Source organism: Streptomyces sp. DT2A-34, assembly GCF_030499515.1.
Taxonomy (GTDB): Bacteria; Actinomycetota; Actinomycetes; order Streptomycetales; family Streptomycetaceae; genus Streptomyces.
The window spans coordinates 7,496,471-7,511,935 of record NZ_JASTWJ010000001.1 but is presented as its reverse complement, the minus strand read 5'-3'; the positions used below and the strand labels follow the sequence as shown (position 1 = coordinate 7,511,935).

Annotated in this window: 14 protein-coding genes; 6 read left to right on the top strand and 8 right to left on the bottom strand. The window is 71.9% G+C overall.

Annotated features, from left to right (window positions below):
• Positions 1 to 54: 54 nt before the first annotated feature.
• The 5 genes from QQM39_RS33505 to QQM39_RS33485 all read right to left on the bottom strand — a co-directional run bounded on the left by QQM39_RS33505 (position 55) and on the right by QQM39_RS33485 (position 6,609).
• The gene (locus QQM39_RS33505; protein WP_302001297.1) at positions 55 to 3,186 is read right to left on the bottom strand and encodes an efflux RND transporter permease subunit; all 3,132 of its coding nucleotides are present in this window, start codon (positions 3,184 to 3,186) and stop codon (positions 55 to 57) included.
• Between the two features lie 179 nt (positions 3,187 to 3,365).
• Positions 3,366 to 4,046, bottom strand: coding sequence for a response regulator transcription factor (locus tag QQM39_RS33500; RefSeq protein WP_302001296.1), 681 nt, complete (start codon positions 4,044 to 4,046; stop codon positions 3,366 to 3,368).
• An 82-nt stretch (positions 4,047 to 4,128) separates the two neighbouring features.
• Entirely contained in the window at positions 4,129 to 5,301 is a 1,173-nt protein-coding gene (locus QQM39_RS33495) for a sensor histidine kinase (RefSeq protein ID WP_302001295.1), read from the bottom strand.
• 211 nt (positions 5,302 to 5,512) lie between these two features.
• Entirely contained in the window at positions 5,513 to 5,791 is a 279-nt protein-coding gene (locus QQM39_RS33490) for a hypothetical protein (RefSeq protein WP_302003820.1), read from the bottom strand.
• Between the two features lie 41 nt (positions 5,792 to 5,832).
• Positions 5,833 to 6,609, bottom strand: coding sequence for a PspA/IM30 family protein (locus QQM39_RS33485; RefSeq protein ID WP_302003819.1), 777 nt, complete (start codon positions 6,607 to 6,609; stop codon positions 5,833 to 5,835).
• 244 nt (positions 6,610 to 6,853) lie between these two features.
• Here QQM39_RS33485 and QQM39_RS33480 point away from each other — a divergent pair, with 244 nt between their 5' ends.
• The 3 genes from QQM39_RS33480 to QQM39_RS33470 all read left to right on the top strand — a co-directional run bounded on the left by QQM39_RS33480 (position 6,854) and on the right by QQM39_RS33470 (position 9,591).
• The gene (locus tag QQM39_RS33480) at positions 6,854 to 7,492 is read left to right on the top strand and encodes a DUF3043 domain-containing protein (protein ID WP_302003818.1); all 639 of its coding nucleotides are present in this window, start codon (positions 6,854 to 6,856) and stop codon (positions 7,490 to 7,492) included.
• 83 nt (positions 7,493 to 7,575) lie between these two features.
• Positions 7,576 to 8,277 carry a bifunctional 2-polyprenyl-6-hydroxyphenol methylase/3-demethylubiquinol 3-O-methyltransferase UbiG gene (locus tag QQM39_RS33475; protein WP_302001294.1) on the top strand — a complete coding sequence of 234 codons (702 nt, stop codon included), beginning with the start codon at positions 7,576 to 7,578 and terminating at the stop codon, positions 8,275 to 8,277.
• Positions 8,278 to 8,505: 228 nt separating this feature from the next.
• Positions 8,506 to 9,591, top strand: a complete 1,086-nt coding sequence (locus QQM39_RS33470) for a S1C family serine protease (RefSeq protein ID WP_302001292.1) — start codon at positions 8,506 to 8,508, stop codon at positions 9,589 to 9,591.
• Positions 9,592 to 9,644: 53 nt separating this feature from the next.
• On the opposite strand, the gene QQM39_RS33465 is transcribed toward QQM39_RS33470, so the two are convergent.
• On the bottom strand, positions 9,645 to 9,857 hold the full coding sequence (locus QQM39_RS33465; RefSeq protein WP_302001291.1) for a hypothetical protein: 213 nt from the start codon (positions 9,855 to 9,857) through the stop codon (positions 9,645 to 9,647).
• 149 nt (positions 9,858 to 10,006) lie between these two features.
• Here QQM39_RS33465 and QQM39_RS33460 point away from each other — a divergent pair, with 149 nt between their 5' ends.
• Positions 10,007 to 11,209, top strand: a complete 1,203-nt coding sequence (locus tag QQM39_RS33460; RefSeq protein WP_302001290.1) for a bifunctional adenosylcobinamide kinase/adenosylcobinamide-phosphate guanylyltransferase — start codon at positions 10,007 to 10,009, stop codon at positions 11,207 to 11,209.
• Positions 11,210 to 11,358: 149 nt separating this feature from the next.
• Here the strand turns inward: QQM39_RS33460 and QQM39_RS33455 are convergent, their stop codons facing one another.
• Entirely contained in the window at positions 11,359 to 12,174 is an 816-nt protein-coding gene (locus QQM39_RS33455; RefSeq protein WP_302001289.1) for a class I SAM-dependent methyltransferase, read from the bottom strand.
• Positions 12,175 to 12,390: 216 nt separating this feature from the next.
• Here QQM39_RS33455 and cobT point away from each other — a divergent pair, with 216 nt between their 5' ends.
• On the top strand, positions 12,391 to 13,551 hold the full coding sequence (gene cobT, locus QQM39_RS33450; RefSeq protein WP_302001288.1) for a nicotinate-nucleotide--dimethylbenzimidazole phosphoribosyltransferase: 1,161 nt from the start codon (positions 12,391 to 12,393) through the stop codon (positions 13,549 to 13,551).
• Between the two features lie 236 nt (positions 13,552 to 13,787).
• Here cobT and QQM39_RS33445 read toward each other — a convergent pair whose 3' ends face one another.
• Entirely contained in the window at positions 13,788 to 14,552 is a 765-nt protein-coding gene (locus QQM39_RS33445) for a hypothetical protein (RefSeq protein WP_302001287.1), read from the bottom strand.
• A gap of 73 nt (positions 14,553 to 14,625) precedes the next feature.
• Between QQM39_RS33445 and QQM39_RS33440 the strand changes: the two genes are divergently transcribed.
• Positions 14,626 to 15,462 (top strand): adenosylcobinamide-GDP ribazoletransferase, encoded by an 837-nt coding sequence (locus tag QQM39_RS33440; RefSeq protein ID WP_302003817.1) that lies wholly within the window; start codon positions 14,626 to 14,628, stop codon positions 15,460 to 15,462.
• The last annotated feature ends 3 nt before the right edge of the window (positions 15,463 to 15,465 follow it).

Sequence of the window (15,465 nt, the reverse complement as noted above, 5' to 3'; positions counted from 1 at the left end):
CCGGGTCCGCGATCTCCGTGGATCAGGGACCCGGCCGCCGTACGACAAGGGCCGTCACACTCCCGCGGGTTCGGGCTCCCCCGATTCCGCCGGCTGAGGAGGTGTCCCGGCCTTCTCGGCCTTCTTCGCCGCCCGCTTCTTCGCCCGGCGCTCCTTGCGGAGTTCCAGCATCGTGTAGAGCGTCGGAACGAGCAGCAGCGTCAGCATGGTCGAGGTGATCAGGCCGCCGATGACGACCACCGCCAGCGGCTGGGCGATGAAGCCGCCCTCGCCGGTGACACCCGCGGCCATCGGGAGCAGGGCGAAGATCGTCGCCAGGGCCGTCATGAGGATCGGGCGCAGCCGGTGCCGGCCGCCCTCGATCACGGCCTCCACGACGCCGTAACCCTGCTTCCTGTACTGGTTGATGAGGTCGATCAGGACGATCGCGTTCGTCACCACGATGCCGATCAGCATCAGCATGCCGATCATCGCGGGGACGCCCATCGGGGTGCCGGTCGCCACCAGGAGGCCGATCGCGCCGGTCGCCGCGAACGGGATCGACACGAGCAGGATCAGCGGCTGGGCCAGCGAGCGGAAGGTCGCCACCAGCAGCATGAAGACGATCGCGATCGCCGCGAGCATCGCCAGGCCCAGGTTGGCGAACGCCTCGTCCTGGTCCTGCGAGACGCCGCCGATCTCGGCCGTCGCGCCCGCCGGGAGCGTCAGCCCGTTGATCTTGGACTGGAGGTCCGCGCTCACCGCGCCGGTGTTGTCGCCGGTCGGCTTGGCGGTGATCGTGGCGGCGCGCCGGCCGTCGATCCGGGTCATCGAGACCGGGCCGTCCACCAGCTTCACGTCCGCGATGTCACCGAGCTTCACCCGGCCCAGAGACAGGTCCTGAAGCTGCTTCAGCGTCTTCGCGGGCTTCGCCGACTCGATGACGACGTCCCGCTCGGTGTCGTCGAGGGTGGCCTGCGCCGCCGTGTTCCCGCGGACCGCCTGGGCGACGGCCATCCCGAGGGTCTGGTCGTTGAAACCGGCCGCGGCCGCCTTGTCGTTGGCCTTCACCGAGATGCGCGGCACGCTCTGCGACAGGTCGCTGGTCACGTCCGTGACGTCGTCCAGGCCGGCCACCGCCTCCCGGACCTGCTCGGCCGCCGTGCGCAGGACGCCCGCGTCGGCCGCCTTCACGACGACGCTCAGGTCCTGGGCGCCGAAGCCGTCACCGGCCGCGATGGTGGTCGTACCGATGCCGTCGAGCTTCTTCAGGCCCGCCTCGATACGGTCCTGCACCTCGTCGTAAGACGCCGAGTCCGCCAGCATCACCTGGTACGACGCCTGGTTGGTGTCGGTGCCGCCGCCGAAGGCGGCCATGAAGCCGGACGAGCCGACCGTGACCTGGTAGTCCTTGACGCCCTCGGTGCCGGCGAGCAGCTGCTCGACCTTCTTCGCCTGCTCGTCGGTGGCCGCCAGGCTGGTGCCCGGCTTCAACTCCTGCTTGACGGTGAGGACTTCCTGCTCGCCCTGGTCGAAGAAGTTCGTCTTCAGCAGCGGCGCCATGCCGAACGTGCCGGCGAGGATGACGATCGCGAGCAGCACGCTGGTGAGGCGGCGACGGGTCGCGAACCGCAGGACGGGGACGTAGAAGCGCTGGAGCCTGCTCTTCGCCTCCTTCTCCTCGGCCTTGCGGCGGGCCTCGTCGGCGTCCGCCGGGGTGCCCTTCGGGGCGCGCAGGAACCAGTACGACAGCACCGGGACGACCGTCAGCGAGACCAGCAGCGACGCCAGCAGCGCGGCCGTCACCGTCAGGCTGAACGAGCCGAACAGCTCGCCCACCATGCCGCCGGTCAGGCCGATCGGCAGGAAGACGGCCACCGTGGTGAGGGTGGAGGAGGTGACCGCGCCGGCGACCTCGCGGACCGCCTTGAGGATGGCCTCCTCGCGCTCCTCGCCGTAGCCGAGGTGCCGCTTGATGTTCTCCAGGACCACGATCGAGTCGTCGACAACACGGCCGATGGCGATGGTCAGCGCGCCGAGCGTCAGCATGTTCAGGGAGAGGTCCCTGGTCCACAGCACGATCAGCGCCAGGACCACGGACAGCGGGATGGACACCGCGGTCACCAGCGTCGAGCGGATCGACGCGAGGAAGACCAGGATGATGAGGACCGCGAAGAGCAGACCGAGCGCGCCCTCGGTGGTCAGGCCGTCGATGGACTTCTTCACGGCCGGGCCCTGGTCGCTGACCACGGTGAGCGTGGCGTCCGAGCCGAGGTCCTTGCGGAGCTCCGGGAGCTTGTCGCGCACCGCGTCCGAGATGGCGACCGCGCTGCCGTCGCGGTCCATGGTGACCGCGACCGCGAGGGACGGCTTGCCGTCGGTGCGGGTGATGGAGTCGGCCGGGGCCTGCTCCTGCTTGACGGTGGCCACGTCACCGAGGCGGACCGGCTTCTTCCCGGAGGTGCCCTCGCCGGTGACCATCAGGTCCTTGATCTGCTCCAGCGAGGTGAAGCCGCCGCCCACCTGGACCGTGCGGTTGTCGCCGCCCTCGTCGAAGGAGCCGGCCGGGACGGTGGCGCCGCCCGCCTGCAGGGCCTGGGAGAGGGCCGCCGAGGTCAGGCCCGCCTTCGCCAGCTTCGCGTCGTCCGGCTCCACGGTGACCTGGAGGTCCCGTACGCCGTCGACGGTGACCTGGCCGACGCCGTCGATGTCCTTCAGCTCCGTCACGACCGTACGGTCGAGCTGGTCGGCCAGGGCCTGCTGGTCCTGGTCGGAGGTGACGGCCAGGACGACGGTCGGGATGTCGTCCGTGGAACCGGCGATGACCTGCGGGTCCACCTCGTCCGGCAGCTGGACGCGGGCCCGGTTGACGGCCTGCTGGACGTCGGCGACGAGTTGCTGGGTGTCGGGGCCGTAGTCGAAGGACGCCATGATCACGGCGTTGCCCTCGCTCGCCGTGGAGGTGACGCCGGTGATGCCGTCGACGGCTTCGAGGCTGTCCTCGATCGGCTCGACGACCTGCTTCTCGACCACGTCCGGTGAGGCGCCCTGGTACGGCGCCAGCACGGACACCATCGGCAGTTCGATGGAGGGCAGCAGCTGCTGCTTGAGCTGGGGTATCGCGATGGCGCCGAAGGCGATGGCGATGATCGACATCAGGCCTATGAGGGCACGTTGGGCGAGGCTGAATCTCGACAGCCAGGACATGGGTCAGGGTCTCTCTTCTGTGAGCGGCAGAAGTGGGCAGCGGACGTGGCAGGGGCGTCTGTGGCGCACATGTGAGCGCCCGCCCCTACACCCTGAGCCATCAAGGAGCCCGGTTTCGTAGGCCCCAGGTCCATTTCCTTATACGGCGCATACTCCGGGCGCAGTACGCCCGTCAGAGGTCACTCCACCCTTGGACGTACCAGCCCCGACTCGTACGCGATCACCACCAGTTGCGCCCGGTCGCGGGCGCCGAGCTTGGACATGGCCCGGTTGACGTGCGTCTTCACGGTCAGCGGGCTGACCTCCAACCGCTCGGCGATCTCGTCGTTGGAGTGCCCGCCGGCGACCTGGACCAGGACCTCGCGCTCCCGGACGGTGAGCGCGTCGAGCCGCTCGGCGCGGGCGGGATCAAGGTCGTCCGCGCCGTCGCCCTGGGCGAGGAAGCGGGCGATCAGCCCCTTGGTGGCGGCCGGGGACAGCAGGGCCTCGCCACCGGCCGCGACGCGGATGGCGCTGAGCAGTTCGTCGGGTTCGGAGCCCTTGCCGAGGAAACCGGAGGCGCCGGCGCGCAGCGACTGCACGACGTAGTCGTCGACCTCGAAGGTGGTGAGGATGACGACGCGGACATGGGCGAGGGCCGGGTCGGCGCTGATGATGCGGGTGGCGGCGAGGCCGTCGGTGCCGGGCATCCGGATGTCCATCAGGACGACGTCCGCCCGCTCCTCCTTGGCCAGCCGCACTGCCTCCGCCCCGTCGGACGCCTCGCCCACGACCTCCATGTCGGGCTCGGAGTCGACCAGCACCCGGAAGGCGCTGCGGAGGAGGGCCTGGTCGTCGGCGAGCAGGACGCGGATGGTCATGCGGGGTCCTCTGCGGGGCACGAGGTGGATGGCTGGGCGCTACGAGAACTCCCGCGGGGTGCCCGGGAGTTCCGCGACCGGGTCATGCCGGGTCCTCCGTGGGGCGCGTACGGCTCTTGACCGGCAGGATCGCATGGACGCGGAAACCGCCTCCGTAGCGGGGGCCGGTGGCGAGGGTGCCGCGCAGGGCGGTGACGCGCTCGCGCATGCCGAGCAGGCCGTGGCCGCCGCCCTCCGGTGGGTCGTCGTCGCCCGCGCCGTCGTCGAGGACGGTGATCTCGATGTTCGGCCCCACGCGGACGACGCTGACCTTGGCCTTCGCCTCCGGGCCCGCGTGCTTCTGCACGTTGGTGAGGGCCTCCTGGATGACGCGGTAGGCGGCCAGGTCGACGGCGGCGGGGAGGGTGGTGCCCTCGTCGGCGCGGGCGACCTCCACCTGGAGGCCCGCGCTGCGGAAGGTGCCCGCGAGTTCGTCGAGGCGGGCGAGGCCGGGGGCGGGTTCGGTGGGGGCCTCGGGGTCGCCGGACTGGCGGAGCAGGCCGACCGTCGCGCGGAGTTCGTTGAGCGCGGAGCGGCTTGCTTCGCGTACGTGGGCGAGGGCTTCCTTGGCCTGGTCGGGCCGCTTGTCCATGACGTGGGCGGCGACACCGGCCTGGACGTTGACGAGGGCGATGTGGTGGGCGACGACGTCGTGCAGGTCCCGGGCGATGCGCAGGCGCTCCTCGGCGACGCGGCGGCGGGCCTCCTCCTCACGGGTGCGCTCCGCCCGTTCGGCGCGCTCGCGGATGGCGGCGACGACGGCACGGCGACTGCGGACGGCGTCGCCCGCGGTGGCGCCGATGCCGGTCCAGGCGAAGATGCCGAGGTTCTCCTGGGCGTACCAGGGCAGAGGGCCGGCGAGCATGGCGGCCCCGGTCAGGGCGGTGATGGTGAGCAGGCCCACGCGCCAGGTGGTGGTGCGGTCGGTGGTCGAGGCGACGGTGTAGAGGGCGATGACCGCGGACATCGCGACCGGGGCGCGGGGGTCGGCGCTGACGCATTCGACGAGGGAGACGGAGCCGGTGAGGGCGAGGACCAGCAGGGGGGCGCGGCGGCGGAAGACCAGGGCTGCGGCCCCGAGGGTGATGAGCAGGAGGCTGAGCGCGTCCGGGGTGCGCATGCCCCAGGTGACCCCGTTCTTTCCGTGCGGGTCCACGAACGAGCCGGCCACCATGCAGGCCAGTACGCCCACCGCCAACGCGGCGTCCAGTGCCATGGGGTGCGCCTTGAGGTGCCGCCGAGCGCGTTTCCCTGCGGGGCTTGGGACGGGGGCCAACTGGAGGTTCCTTGTGTTGTGTGCCCGGCGTTGCAGTGCGCGTCGCCTGGGGGCTGCCGCCCCCAGACCCCCGCTTCGGCCCTGAGCGGGCCTCGTCCTCAAACGCCGGACGGGCTGAGTGATGCGGGCCGGCGTCCAGAGGCGCCCCGGCTCAACCCGGGATCAAGCCATCGTCGCTCAGCAGTTCCCGGACCTCCTCCAAGGTCGCGTCCGGAGACGGGAGGATCAGTTCCGACGGTTCCAAGGAGTCGTCGGGCAGGGGCTCGCCGAGTTCGCGGACCTTGGAGAGGAGGGCGTCGAGGGTGCGGCGGAAGCCGGGGCCGTCGCCGTTCTCCATTTCCACGAGGAGCTCGTCGTCGAGCTTGTTCAGCTCGGGCAGGTGGCTGTCGGACAGCTTCACCTGCCCTTCACCCATGATCCGGACGATCATGTCGCCCATCTCGGCCTCCTCGGCGTGGGCCCCGCCGTCGGCTACTGCTTGTCGAAGCGCGGGGTGTCCTGCGGCTGCTGCTGGGACTGCGACTGGCCGTTGCCGCCCTCGATGGCCTGCTGGCCGCCCGACGACCCGCCCGCCAGCTCCGCCTTCATGCGCTGCAGTTCCAGCTCTACATCCGTACCACCGGAGAGCCGGTCCAGCTCGGCCTGGATGTCGTCCTTGTGCATGCCGGACTGGTCGTCGAGGGCGCCGGAGGCGAGGAGTTCGTCGATCGCGCCGGCGCGGGCCTGGAGCTGTGCCGTCTTGTCCTCGGCACGCTGGATCGCCAGGCCGACGTCGCCCATCTCCTCCGAGATGCCGGAGAACGCCTCGCCGATACGGGTCTGGGCCTGGGCCGCCGTGTACGTCGCCTTGATCGTCTCCTTCTTGGTGCGGAAGGCGTCGACCTTCGCCTGCAGGCGCTGGGCCGCGAGGGTGAGCTTCTCCTCCTCGCCCTGCAGCGTCGAGTGCTGCGTCTCCAGGTCCGTCACCTGCTGCTGGAGGGCGGCGCGGCGGGACAGCGCCTCGCGGGCCAGGTCCTCGCGGCCCAGTGCGAGCGCCTTGCGGCCCTGGTCCTCCAGCTTCGACGACTGCTGCTGGAGTTGGTTGAGCTGGAGTTCCAGGCGCTTGCGCGAGGTGGCCACGTCGGCGACGCCGCGGCGGACCTTCTGGAGCAGCTCCAGCTGCTTCTGGTACGAGTAATCGAGGGTCTCGCGCGGGTCCTCGGCCCGGTCAAGGGCCTTGTTCGCCTTCGCGCGGAAGATCATCCCCATACGCTTCATGACACCGCTCATGGGCTTCGCGCGCCCCCTTCTGACGTCCAGCTCCAGCTCTGCGACAGAACCCACAGTACGGGCCCTGCATCCATTGACGCACTGTTCGGGGACGGATGCGCTCATCCCCAAGGACGACTGCGTACGGTCCCGCTCCGGCGTAAGGAGTAGGTGACTCCCCCGTCTGCAACGTCCCCTCTGTCCCCCTACGACGACTGGTGTTGCCGGATCGTTCCCCACGGGGCTGGGGTCCAACCCCTGGCACCCCGTACCCTTGGGTTTTGTGTTCCGTAGCCGTGCCAAGGAAGAGAAGGCCCAGACCGCCGACAAGGCGCTGGTGACCGACTCCAATCAGACCCGTCACCCCGAGGCCCCGAAGGGCCGCCCCACGCCCAAGCGCAGTGAGGCCCAGTCCCAGCGTCGCAGCGTGGCCAACACGTCGATGACGCGCAAGGATGCCGCCAAGCGCCAGCGCGAGGAGCGCCGGGCCGCCCTGGAGAAGCAGCGCCAGGCGCTGGCCGGGGGCGACGAGCGGTATCTGCCGGCCCGTGACAAGGGTCCGGTCCGCAGGTTCGCGCGTGACTTCATCGACTCGCGCTTCAACATCGCGGAGTTCTTCCTGCCGATGGCCGTGGTCATCCTCGTGCTGAGCATGGTGCAGGTGCCGGCGCTGCAGAACATCGCGCTGCTGCTGTGGCTGATCGTGATCGTGCTCATCGTGCTGGACTCGGTGCTCACGAGCGTTCGCCTGAAGAAGCGGCTCGCCGAGCGCTTCCCCGACGAGCCCAAGCGCGGCGCCGTCGCCTACGCGCTGATGCGCTCGCTGCAGATGCGCCGGCTCCGGCTGCCGAAGCCGCAGGTCAAGCGCGGAGAGCGGCCCTGAGCACAGCTGCTTTCACCGGGGGTGCGGCCGACGCGTGGCTCAGCGAGCTGGGCGGGCTGCGCGATGTCGTACGACAGGAGCTGGTGGCCCGGCAGCTCGACGAGCAGATAGCCGGGCGGTTCCCGGTCGGGCAGCGGCTGCGGGTGCTCGACGTGGGGATGGGCCAGGGCACCCAGGCGCTGCGCCTGGCCAGGGCCGGGCACCAGGTGACCGGCGTCGAGCAGGACCCGAAGATGATCGCGGCGGCCCGTGAGGAGCTCGCCGGCGAGCCCGAGGGGATCCGGGAGCGGGTCCGCATCGTCCAGGGGGACGGGCGGGACACCGGCGTCCACTTCCTGCCGGGCAGCTTCGACGTCGTGCTCTGTCATGGCGTGCTGATGTACATCAAGGAGCCCGATCCGCTGCTGGCCGGGCTGGCCCGGATGCTCGCCCCGGGCGGGCTGCTGTCGCTGCTCGTGCGCAACGGCGACGCGCTGGCCATGCGGCCGGGACTGGCCGGGGACTGGGCCGCGGCGCTGGACGCCTTCGACACCACCGCGTACCGGAATCGGCTGGGGCTCGACGTACGGGCCGACCGGCTCGCCGAGCTGACGGCGACGCTCGCCGGGATCGGGGCGCCGCTGCACACCTGGTACGGCGTACGGGTGTTCACGGACACGGCTGCCGACGGGGCGGAGATCCCGGCGGACGTGGAGGCGTTGCTGGCGGTCGAGGAGCGGGCCGGGAAGACGGATCCCTATCGGAGCGTCGCGGCGTTGCTGCATCTGTGCGGAGTGCGCGGCTAGGCGCTCCGCTTGAAGTGCCGCGATGTGTCGTCGGTCGTCTGCGGCGCCGTCGTGGCTGGTCGCGCCCGCGCGGCGGAAGCCGCATATCCAACGCAGCCCCGCGCCCCTTTGGGGCGCTGCCGAACCGCAGCGGACTTCGCCCGACCTGCTTAGGCCTTGTCGATTGGTCAAGGCTCGTTCGGGCGAGCACCACGGGCCGGATCCGGGTTCCGCGGTGAGACTCGGGGCATGGATGCTCGCTGTTTCCCTGCCCTGCGGCCGGTCGTCGCGGCCGTCGCCGTGCTGTGCTGCCTCGGGCTCCTCTCCGCGTGCTCCGGCTCCCCGTCCTCGCGCTCGCGCGAGGAGGAGGGCTCGACCACGCAGGCCGCGCAGGCCGCCGCCCCGCGGGCGGTCGACGATCTGCAGAACGGCTACCTGAAGGTGATCAAGGACGTGCTGCCGTCGGTCGTGCAGATCCAGGCCAGGAACGATCTGGGCTCGGGGGTGGTCTACGACGGCCAGGGGCACATCGTCACCAACGCGCATGTCGTGGGGAACGAGGACAGCTTCCGGGTGACGACCGCCAACAGCGAGGACACCTTCACCGCACGGCTCGTCTTCTCCTACCCGCAGCAGGACCTCGCGGTCATCAAGCTCGACAAGGCGCCGAAGGGGCTGAAGGCGGCGGCGTTCGGGGACTCGGCGAAGGTCGAGGTCGGGCAGATCGTGCTGGCCATGGGCTCACCTCTGGGACTGTCGTCCAGCGTGACGCAGGGCATCGTCTCGGCGACCGGACGGACCGTCACCGAGGGCCGCAGCGAGGGTGGTACGGGCGCGACGATCGCCAACATGGTGCAGACGTCGGCCGCCATCAACCCCGGCAACAGCGGTGGTGCCCTGGTGAACCTCGACGGCCGGGTCATCGGCATCCCGACCCTCGCAGCCACCGAACCCGGCAGGGGCGAGGGCGCGGCGCCCGGCATCGGGTTCGCGATCCCGGCGTCGACAGTGCGGACCATCGCCGACCAGATCGTGAGGGACGGCAAGGTCACCGAATCGGGCCGGGCGGCGCTCGGCATCACGGGCCGAACGGTCGTGGACGACGACTACCAGGTCGCGGGCGTCGCCGTGGTCGAGGTGATGGCGGGCGGGGCGGCCGACAAGGCCGGAATCGAGCCCGGGGACATCATCACCCGGCTCGGTGACACGGACATCACCACCATCACCTCACTCGCCGAGGAGCTTGCCTCCGACCGGCCGGGCGAGCGGACGACGGTGACGTACACGCGCAACGGCAGTGAGAAGACGGTGGATGTGACGCTGGGTGAGCAGTGACGGGAGGGCGGGGTGAGGGCCGGACGACCGTGCGGCCCTCACCCCCTCCCCGCTTACGACTGCTCGGCGTGCAGGCTCATCGGCCCGTAGATCTCGGTGGAGTCCTCGAACAGCCGTACCTGGTCCGCGCCGCCTTCCAGCAGCGCCTTCCAGTTCTCCCCGACCCAGGACTCGGCGTCCCCCTGGGTCGTGAACTCCTCGGGCTGCACCGCGGGCTGGACCTCAGCCCCGTCGGCCTTCTCGAACCGCCACGTCCATGCCGCCATGTACGCCTCCAAGGTGTCAGCACGTGCAGAGCAGGAGCCGGATCTTGGTCCGGCTCCTGCCCTGAGCCTAGCCGTGGGGGTCCCCCCGCTCGAGCGAAGTCGAGAGTGGGGGCGCGCGAGACCTGCGCGGACACGCGAAAATCGGTTCCGTGGAACTGACTCTCCTCGGCACCGGTGCCCCCGCGGGACTTCCCCGCCCCGACTGTCCGTGTGCGGCCTGTGCGGGCGCGCTCGGCGATGACGCGCGGGCGGCCACCGCGTTGCTCGTGGACGGGGGGCTGCTGCTCGATCTGACGCCCGGGGCGGCGTTCGCGGCGGCTCGAGCGGGGCGTTCGCTGGCGGGCGTACGGCAGGTGCTGCTGTCGCATCCGCACGACGGGCCCGCCGTCGAGGTGCCGGCGGGGGTGCCGCAGCCCGGGCGGGTGCCGGACGGGCGGGAGTTGGCGCTGCTGACGGGGCATCGGGTGCGGGCGGTGGCGATGGACTCGCCGGGCACGGGGTACGCGGTGACCGGGCCCGACGGGCAGCGGCTGCTGTATCTGCCGCCGGGGGGTGCGCCGGCCGGGCTGGAGGAGGGGTCCGTCGGGATGTACGACATGGTGGTCGCCGATGTCGTGGGGCGGCCGGACGCCCTGGCCAAGCTGCGGGCGGTGGGGGCGATCGGGCCGACGACGGATGTCGTCGCCGTCCATCTGGACCATGACGTGCCGCCGGGCGCCGAGCTGCGGCGGCGGCTGGCCGCGGCGGGGGCGCGGGCGGTGCGGGACGGGGCGACGCTGGTGGTGGGGGCGTACGAGGACGTACCGGACGTGCCGCGGCGGACCCTGGTGCTGGGCGGGGCCCGGTCCGGGAAGTCGGTGGAGGCGGAGCGGCGGTTGGAGGCCTTCCCGGACGTGCTGTACGTGGCGACCGGCGGCACCCGGAGCGGCGACGGGGAGTGGGCGGCGCGGGTCGCCGCGCACCGGGAGCGGCGGCCGGGGTCGTGGCGTACGGCCGAGACGTGCGACCTGGTGCCGCTGCTGGCGGAGCCCGGGGCGCCGTTGCTCGTCGACTGTCTGTCCCTGTGGCTGACGGAAGCCATGGACTCCGTCGGGGCGTGGGACGACGCGGTGTGGGCGGACGGCGGGGAGCGGGCACTGCGGGATCGCATGCGCGAGCTGACGGCGGCGGTGAGGGCGACTCGGCGGACCGTCGTCGCCGTATCCAATGAGGTGGGGTCGGGGATTGTGCCGGCCACGGCTTCGGGGCGGCGGTATCGGGACGAGCTGGGGCGGCTGAACGCGGCGTTCGCCTCGGAGTGCGAGCAGGTCGTGTTGGTGGTGGCGGGGCAAGCGGTGGTGTTGCGCGGATGAGAGTGCCGCGATCTTCAGTCGAGCGTCTGCGGCTTCGTCGTGGCTTGTCGCGCCCACGCGGCGGAGCCGCATATCCCTACAGCCCCGCGCCCCTTCAGGGACGCTGCGGTGACCTGAGTGCCAGGCAGGCCGGGTCCAGCGACAGGACCTCACACCGGTGCGGTCGGCTCCTTGCGGGCGATGACGCGGTACGTGTTCGAGAAGCGGGTGTGGCGTAGTACGGGGGCCAGGATGTGGTCGAGGGCCCAGGCCACGGCCACCAGGGGCGCGCAGGCTCGGGACAGCGGCGAGGGCAGGAAGAACGCCAGCGTCCGCGAGGTCGTGGCCGCGAGGTCGTACGGGATGTGCGGGGTGCGGCGGTCCGTGGAGAGGACCGTGCAGCCCTGGGACTCCAGTTCCTGGCGGAGCGTGTCCAGGGGCATCAGGTGCAGGTGGCCGGGGCGGCTGTGCGGGGTCCACCATCTGCCGAGCAGCAGGGCGAACACGCAGCGCGGGTCGGGGAGTTCGAGGATGAGGTGGCCGCCGGGCCGCAGGACCGTGAGGGCGGCGCGGAGCTCCTCGCGGGGGTCCGGGGTGTGCTCCAGGTGGCGGAACATACTGACGATGTCGTAGCGGGCGCGCAGCCGGGCCCTGATGCGGGCGTCCGTCAGATTGCCGACGTGGGCCTCCTCCACCCGCTCGGCCACGCGTGCGTGCAGGACACGGTAGGTCGGGTCCAGGCCGTCGAACGCCGTGTACGGGAAGAGTTCCTTCGCCACCTCCGGGAAGCGGGCGTAACCCGTGCCCACGTCCAGCCAGCTCTCCGGTTCGGGGAAGGCGAGCGCCGCGCGGGCCGCTGCCCTCAGCCGGCGGGACGGCAGCCGAGTGAGGCCCAGGTGTCGGGGGACGTAGGGCTGGTCCCGGCATGCGCCGAGGGTGGACGCGCAGTCGGCGCGGGCTCTTTCGGGGGGTGCGGTCGCGGTCATGGGGCGGCTCCCGGGCGCGAGGGCGTAGGGCGGGGGCGTACGGGGGGCATACGGCAGGACGGTGCGAGCATGCCCCGACAATCCACTGCAAAACGGAACGTATGGGATGCCGATCTTGGGTGCAACGACGTCGCGCCGATGCAGAGGGGACGTGGCGGAGTCCCTGGTGGCCATGTGGCGCCGTTCTGTTCGACCGGTGCCGGTACTGTTCGGCGAATGAGCTCGCTTAATCTCGACGACTTCAGTGATCTGATCGAGCGCCCCGACGGTGGGGTGCGCCGTGACGCCGAGGCGCGCCGTGAGCGTCAGATCGTGCCGCCCGGGGCGCTGGGCCGCCTCGACGACCTGGGTGAGTGGCTGGCGGCGGCACAGTCCGCCGTACCGGTGCGGCCGATCGAACAGCCGCGGGTCGTGCTCTTCGCCGGTGACCACGGCGTCGCCGAGCTGGGTGTCTCGGCGCGACGCGCGGGCGGCGCCGTGGAGTTGGTGCGGGAGATCCTCGAGGGCGGCCGGCCGGTGTCCGTGCTCGCGCGGCGGCTCGGGGTTCCGGTGCGGGTCGTCGACATGGCGCTGGACTGCGACCCGGAGGCGCTGCCGGAGGCCGTCGTACGGCATCGGGTGCGGCGCGGCAGCGGTCGTATCGACGTCGAGGACGCGTTGACGCTCGAGGAGGCCGAGGCCGCCTTCCGGGCCGGGGTCGCGGTGGCCGACGAGGAGGCCGACTCCGGTACGGATCTGGTGGTGCTCGGCGATGTGAGCGTCGGCGGGACCACGGCGGCCGGGGTGCTGGTCGCCGCGCTGTGCGGGACCGATGCCTCCGTGGTCACCGGGCGGGGTGGCCTGGCCATCGACGACCTGGTGTGGATGCGCAAGTGCGCGGCGATCCGGGACGCCCTGCGCCGGGCGCGTCCCGTGCTCGGGGATCAGCTGCAGCTGCTCGCGACGGTGGGCGGGGCCGACCTCGCCGCGATCACCGGGTTCCTGCTGCAGAGTGCGGTGCGGAAGATGCCGGTCGTGCTGGACGGGGTCGTGGTCGCCGCCTGTGCGCTGGTCGGGCAGCGGATCGCGTTCCGGGCGCCGGACTGGTGGCTGGCCGCGCACAACAGCGGGGAACCGGGGCAGGCGAAGGCGCTGGACCGGATGGCCCTGGAGCCGCTGCTCGACCAGGGCGTGAAGGTCGGGGAAGGGGCCGGAGGACTGCTGGCCCTCCCTATGGTGCGGGCCGCCGCCGCACTGGCCGCGGAGCTGCCGGAGAAGCCGAAGGACGAGAACCCGGAGGATCCGGAGACGCCGGAGGACTCGGAGACGCCGAAGGACTCGGAGACGCCGGAGGCCGAGGAGTCGGTGGCGGAGAAGGAACAGCCGGAGACCGCGTGACGGTGGTGCGCGCGCGGTTCGGCACGGCCGGGCTGCACGGTCGCGACGGAGCGTACAGATCCTGCTCGTGTTCGGGATCGCCGAGCTCTGTCCGGGCCGGTGGCGGACGCTCGTCATCGCCTACGTCGCGACCCTCGCCGGCACCCTAGTACGCGCGCGTGGGCATCGCACTCGGCCCGGCCCACCCGATCGGGCTGCCCGCCTCGGACGGTGCTGTGCGCCTGGTCGGCGATGCGTCAGCGGCGCTCCAGGGCCCGGTCCGGGGCGGCGTCCGGGGCCCCGCCGATCCACTCGTGAAGTCTGCGGCTGGGGCCCGCCCAGCGCTTGTCGTGGTGGTAGGCGCGAATCTGGGCCTTGGCCCGGGCACGCGGGCGGCGGCGATAGAAGCGTTTCGCCCAGGGGGAGGCGGGCCGGGCCAGGCGGACGGCACCGAACAGGGCGATGAAGGGGACGACCACCCCGAAGATCGCGATCCGGGCCTTGCCCTTGGCCAGGGCGATCAGGGCCAGGAGGAAGTTCCCGAGGATCGTGCTGAGCACCGACCCGCGGTTCTGCAGCTCGTCGTCGTTGAGGTCGTTGACCCCGAAGGGTGCGTATCCGAGCAGGAACAGGCCGACCACGGCGGCGGTGAGCACGACCACCTCGACGCTCTTGCGGCCGGCCTCGGTCCAGTAGACGTCGTCCAGATGCAGGATCAGCGCGAACTCGTCCATGACCAGGCCCGCGCCCATCCCGAAGACCACCGCGGCGGCGGCCGAGCCGAAGCCGCGCTGGCCGCCGGCGACCGCGCAGAAGCCGCCGATGACCGTGAGGACGACTCCGGGGACGACATGGTGGATGTGGACGGCGCCGGTCTCGATGTTGCGGAAGGGTCCTTTGCCCGCGCGGATGAGGCGGGTGATGACGCGGGTGACGAGGAAGGTGACCACGAAGGCGGTCAGAGCCAGGAGCAGGGGGAGCTTGCCCGGTTCGATGATGTTGCGCTGCCACCAGTCACCCATGGTTTCAGTGTGTCCGGGACAGGGGTGGGCCGCCTGGCGGGTACGGCGTCCGGGCTAGTCTGCGGGCGTGTCCATGCCCCCGCCGCCCCCGCACGCTCCCCGTTCGCACGGTCTGCGTTCGCACGGTCTCCGTTTCGCCTTCGGCACCCTGAGCGTGCTCCCCGTCAAGGTGAGCCGGTGGGACCGGGAGGCGGCGCGCGGCGGAATGCTGTGCGCCCCGCTCGTCGGCGTGGTCCTCGGCTGCGGTGCCGCGTGTGTCGCGCTGGTGCTGCTGTTCCTCGGCGCCGGGCCTCTCCTCGCCGCCGTCGTCGCCGCCGCCGTCCCGGCCGTACTCACCCGAGGGCTGCACCTCGACGGGCTCGCCGACACCGCCGACGGGCTCGGCAGCGGCAAGCCCGCCGAGGACGCGCTGCGGATCATGAAGCAGTCGGACATCGGGCCCTTCGGCGTCATCACGCTCGTGTTCGTGCTGTTCGCGCAGGTGGCCGCCCTCTCCCAGCTGTACGGCGCCTCATGGGCCCGGGGTGCCCTCGCCACCGTCGTGTCGGCCGTCGCCGCCCGGCTCGCGCTCACCCTGGCCGCCCGCGCCGGAGTGCCCGCCGCGCGGCCCGAGGGGCTGGGGGCCGCGGTGGCCGGCGTCGTCCCCGTACGGGGCGCGGTGGCCGTCACCCTGGCCGTGACCGGCGTCGCCGCGGCGGCGGGAGCGCTGCTCGGGGCGTACGGCATGACATACGACGTGGCGTACGACGTCGTCCGCACCGCCCTCGCCGTCCTCGCCGCACTCGCCGCCGCCGAGCTGCTCCTGCGGCACTGCACGCGCCGCTTCGGCGGCGTCACCGGTGACGTGTTCGGCGGGCTCGCGGAGACGGCGGCGACGACCGCGCTCGTCGTGCTGTCACTGGGCAACTGAGCC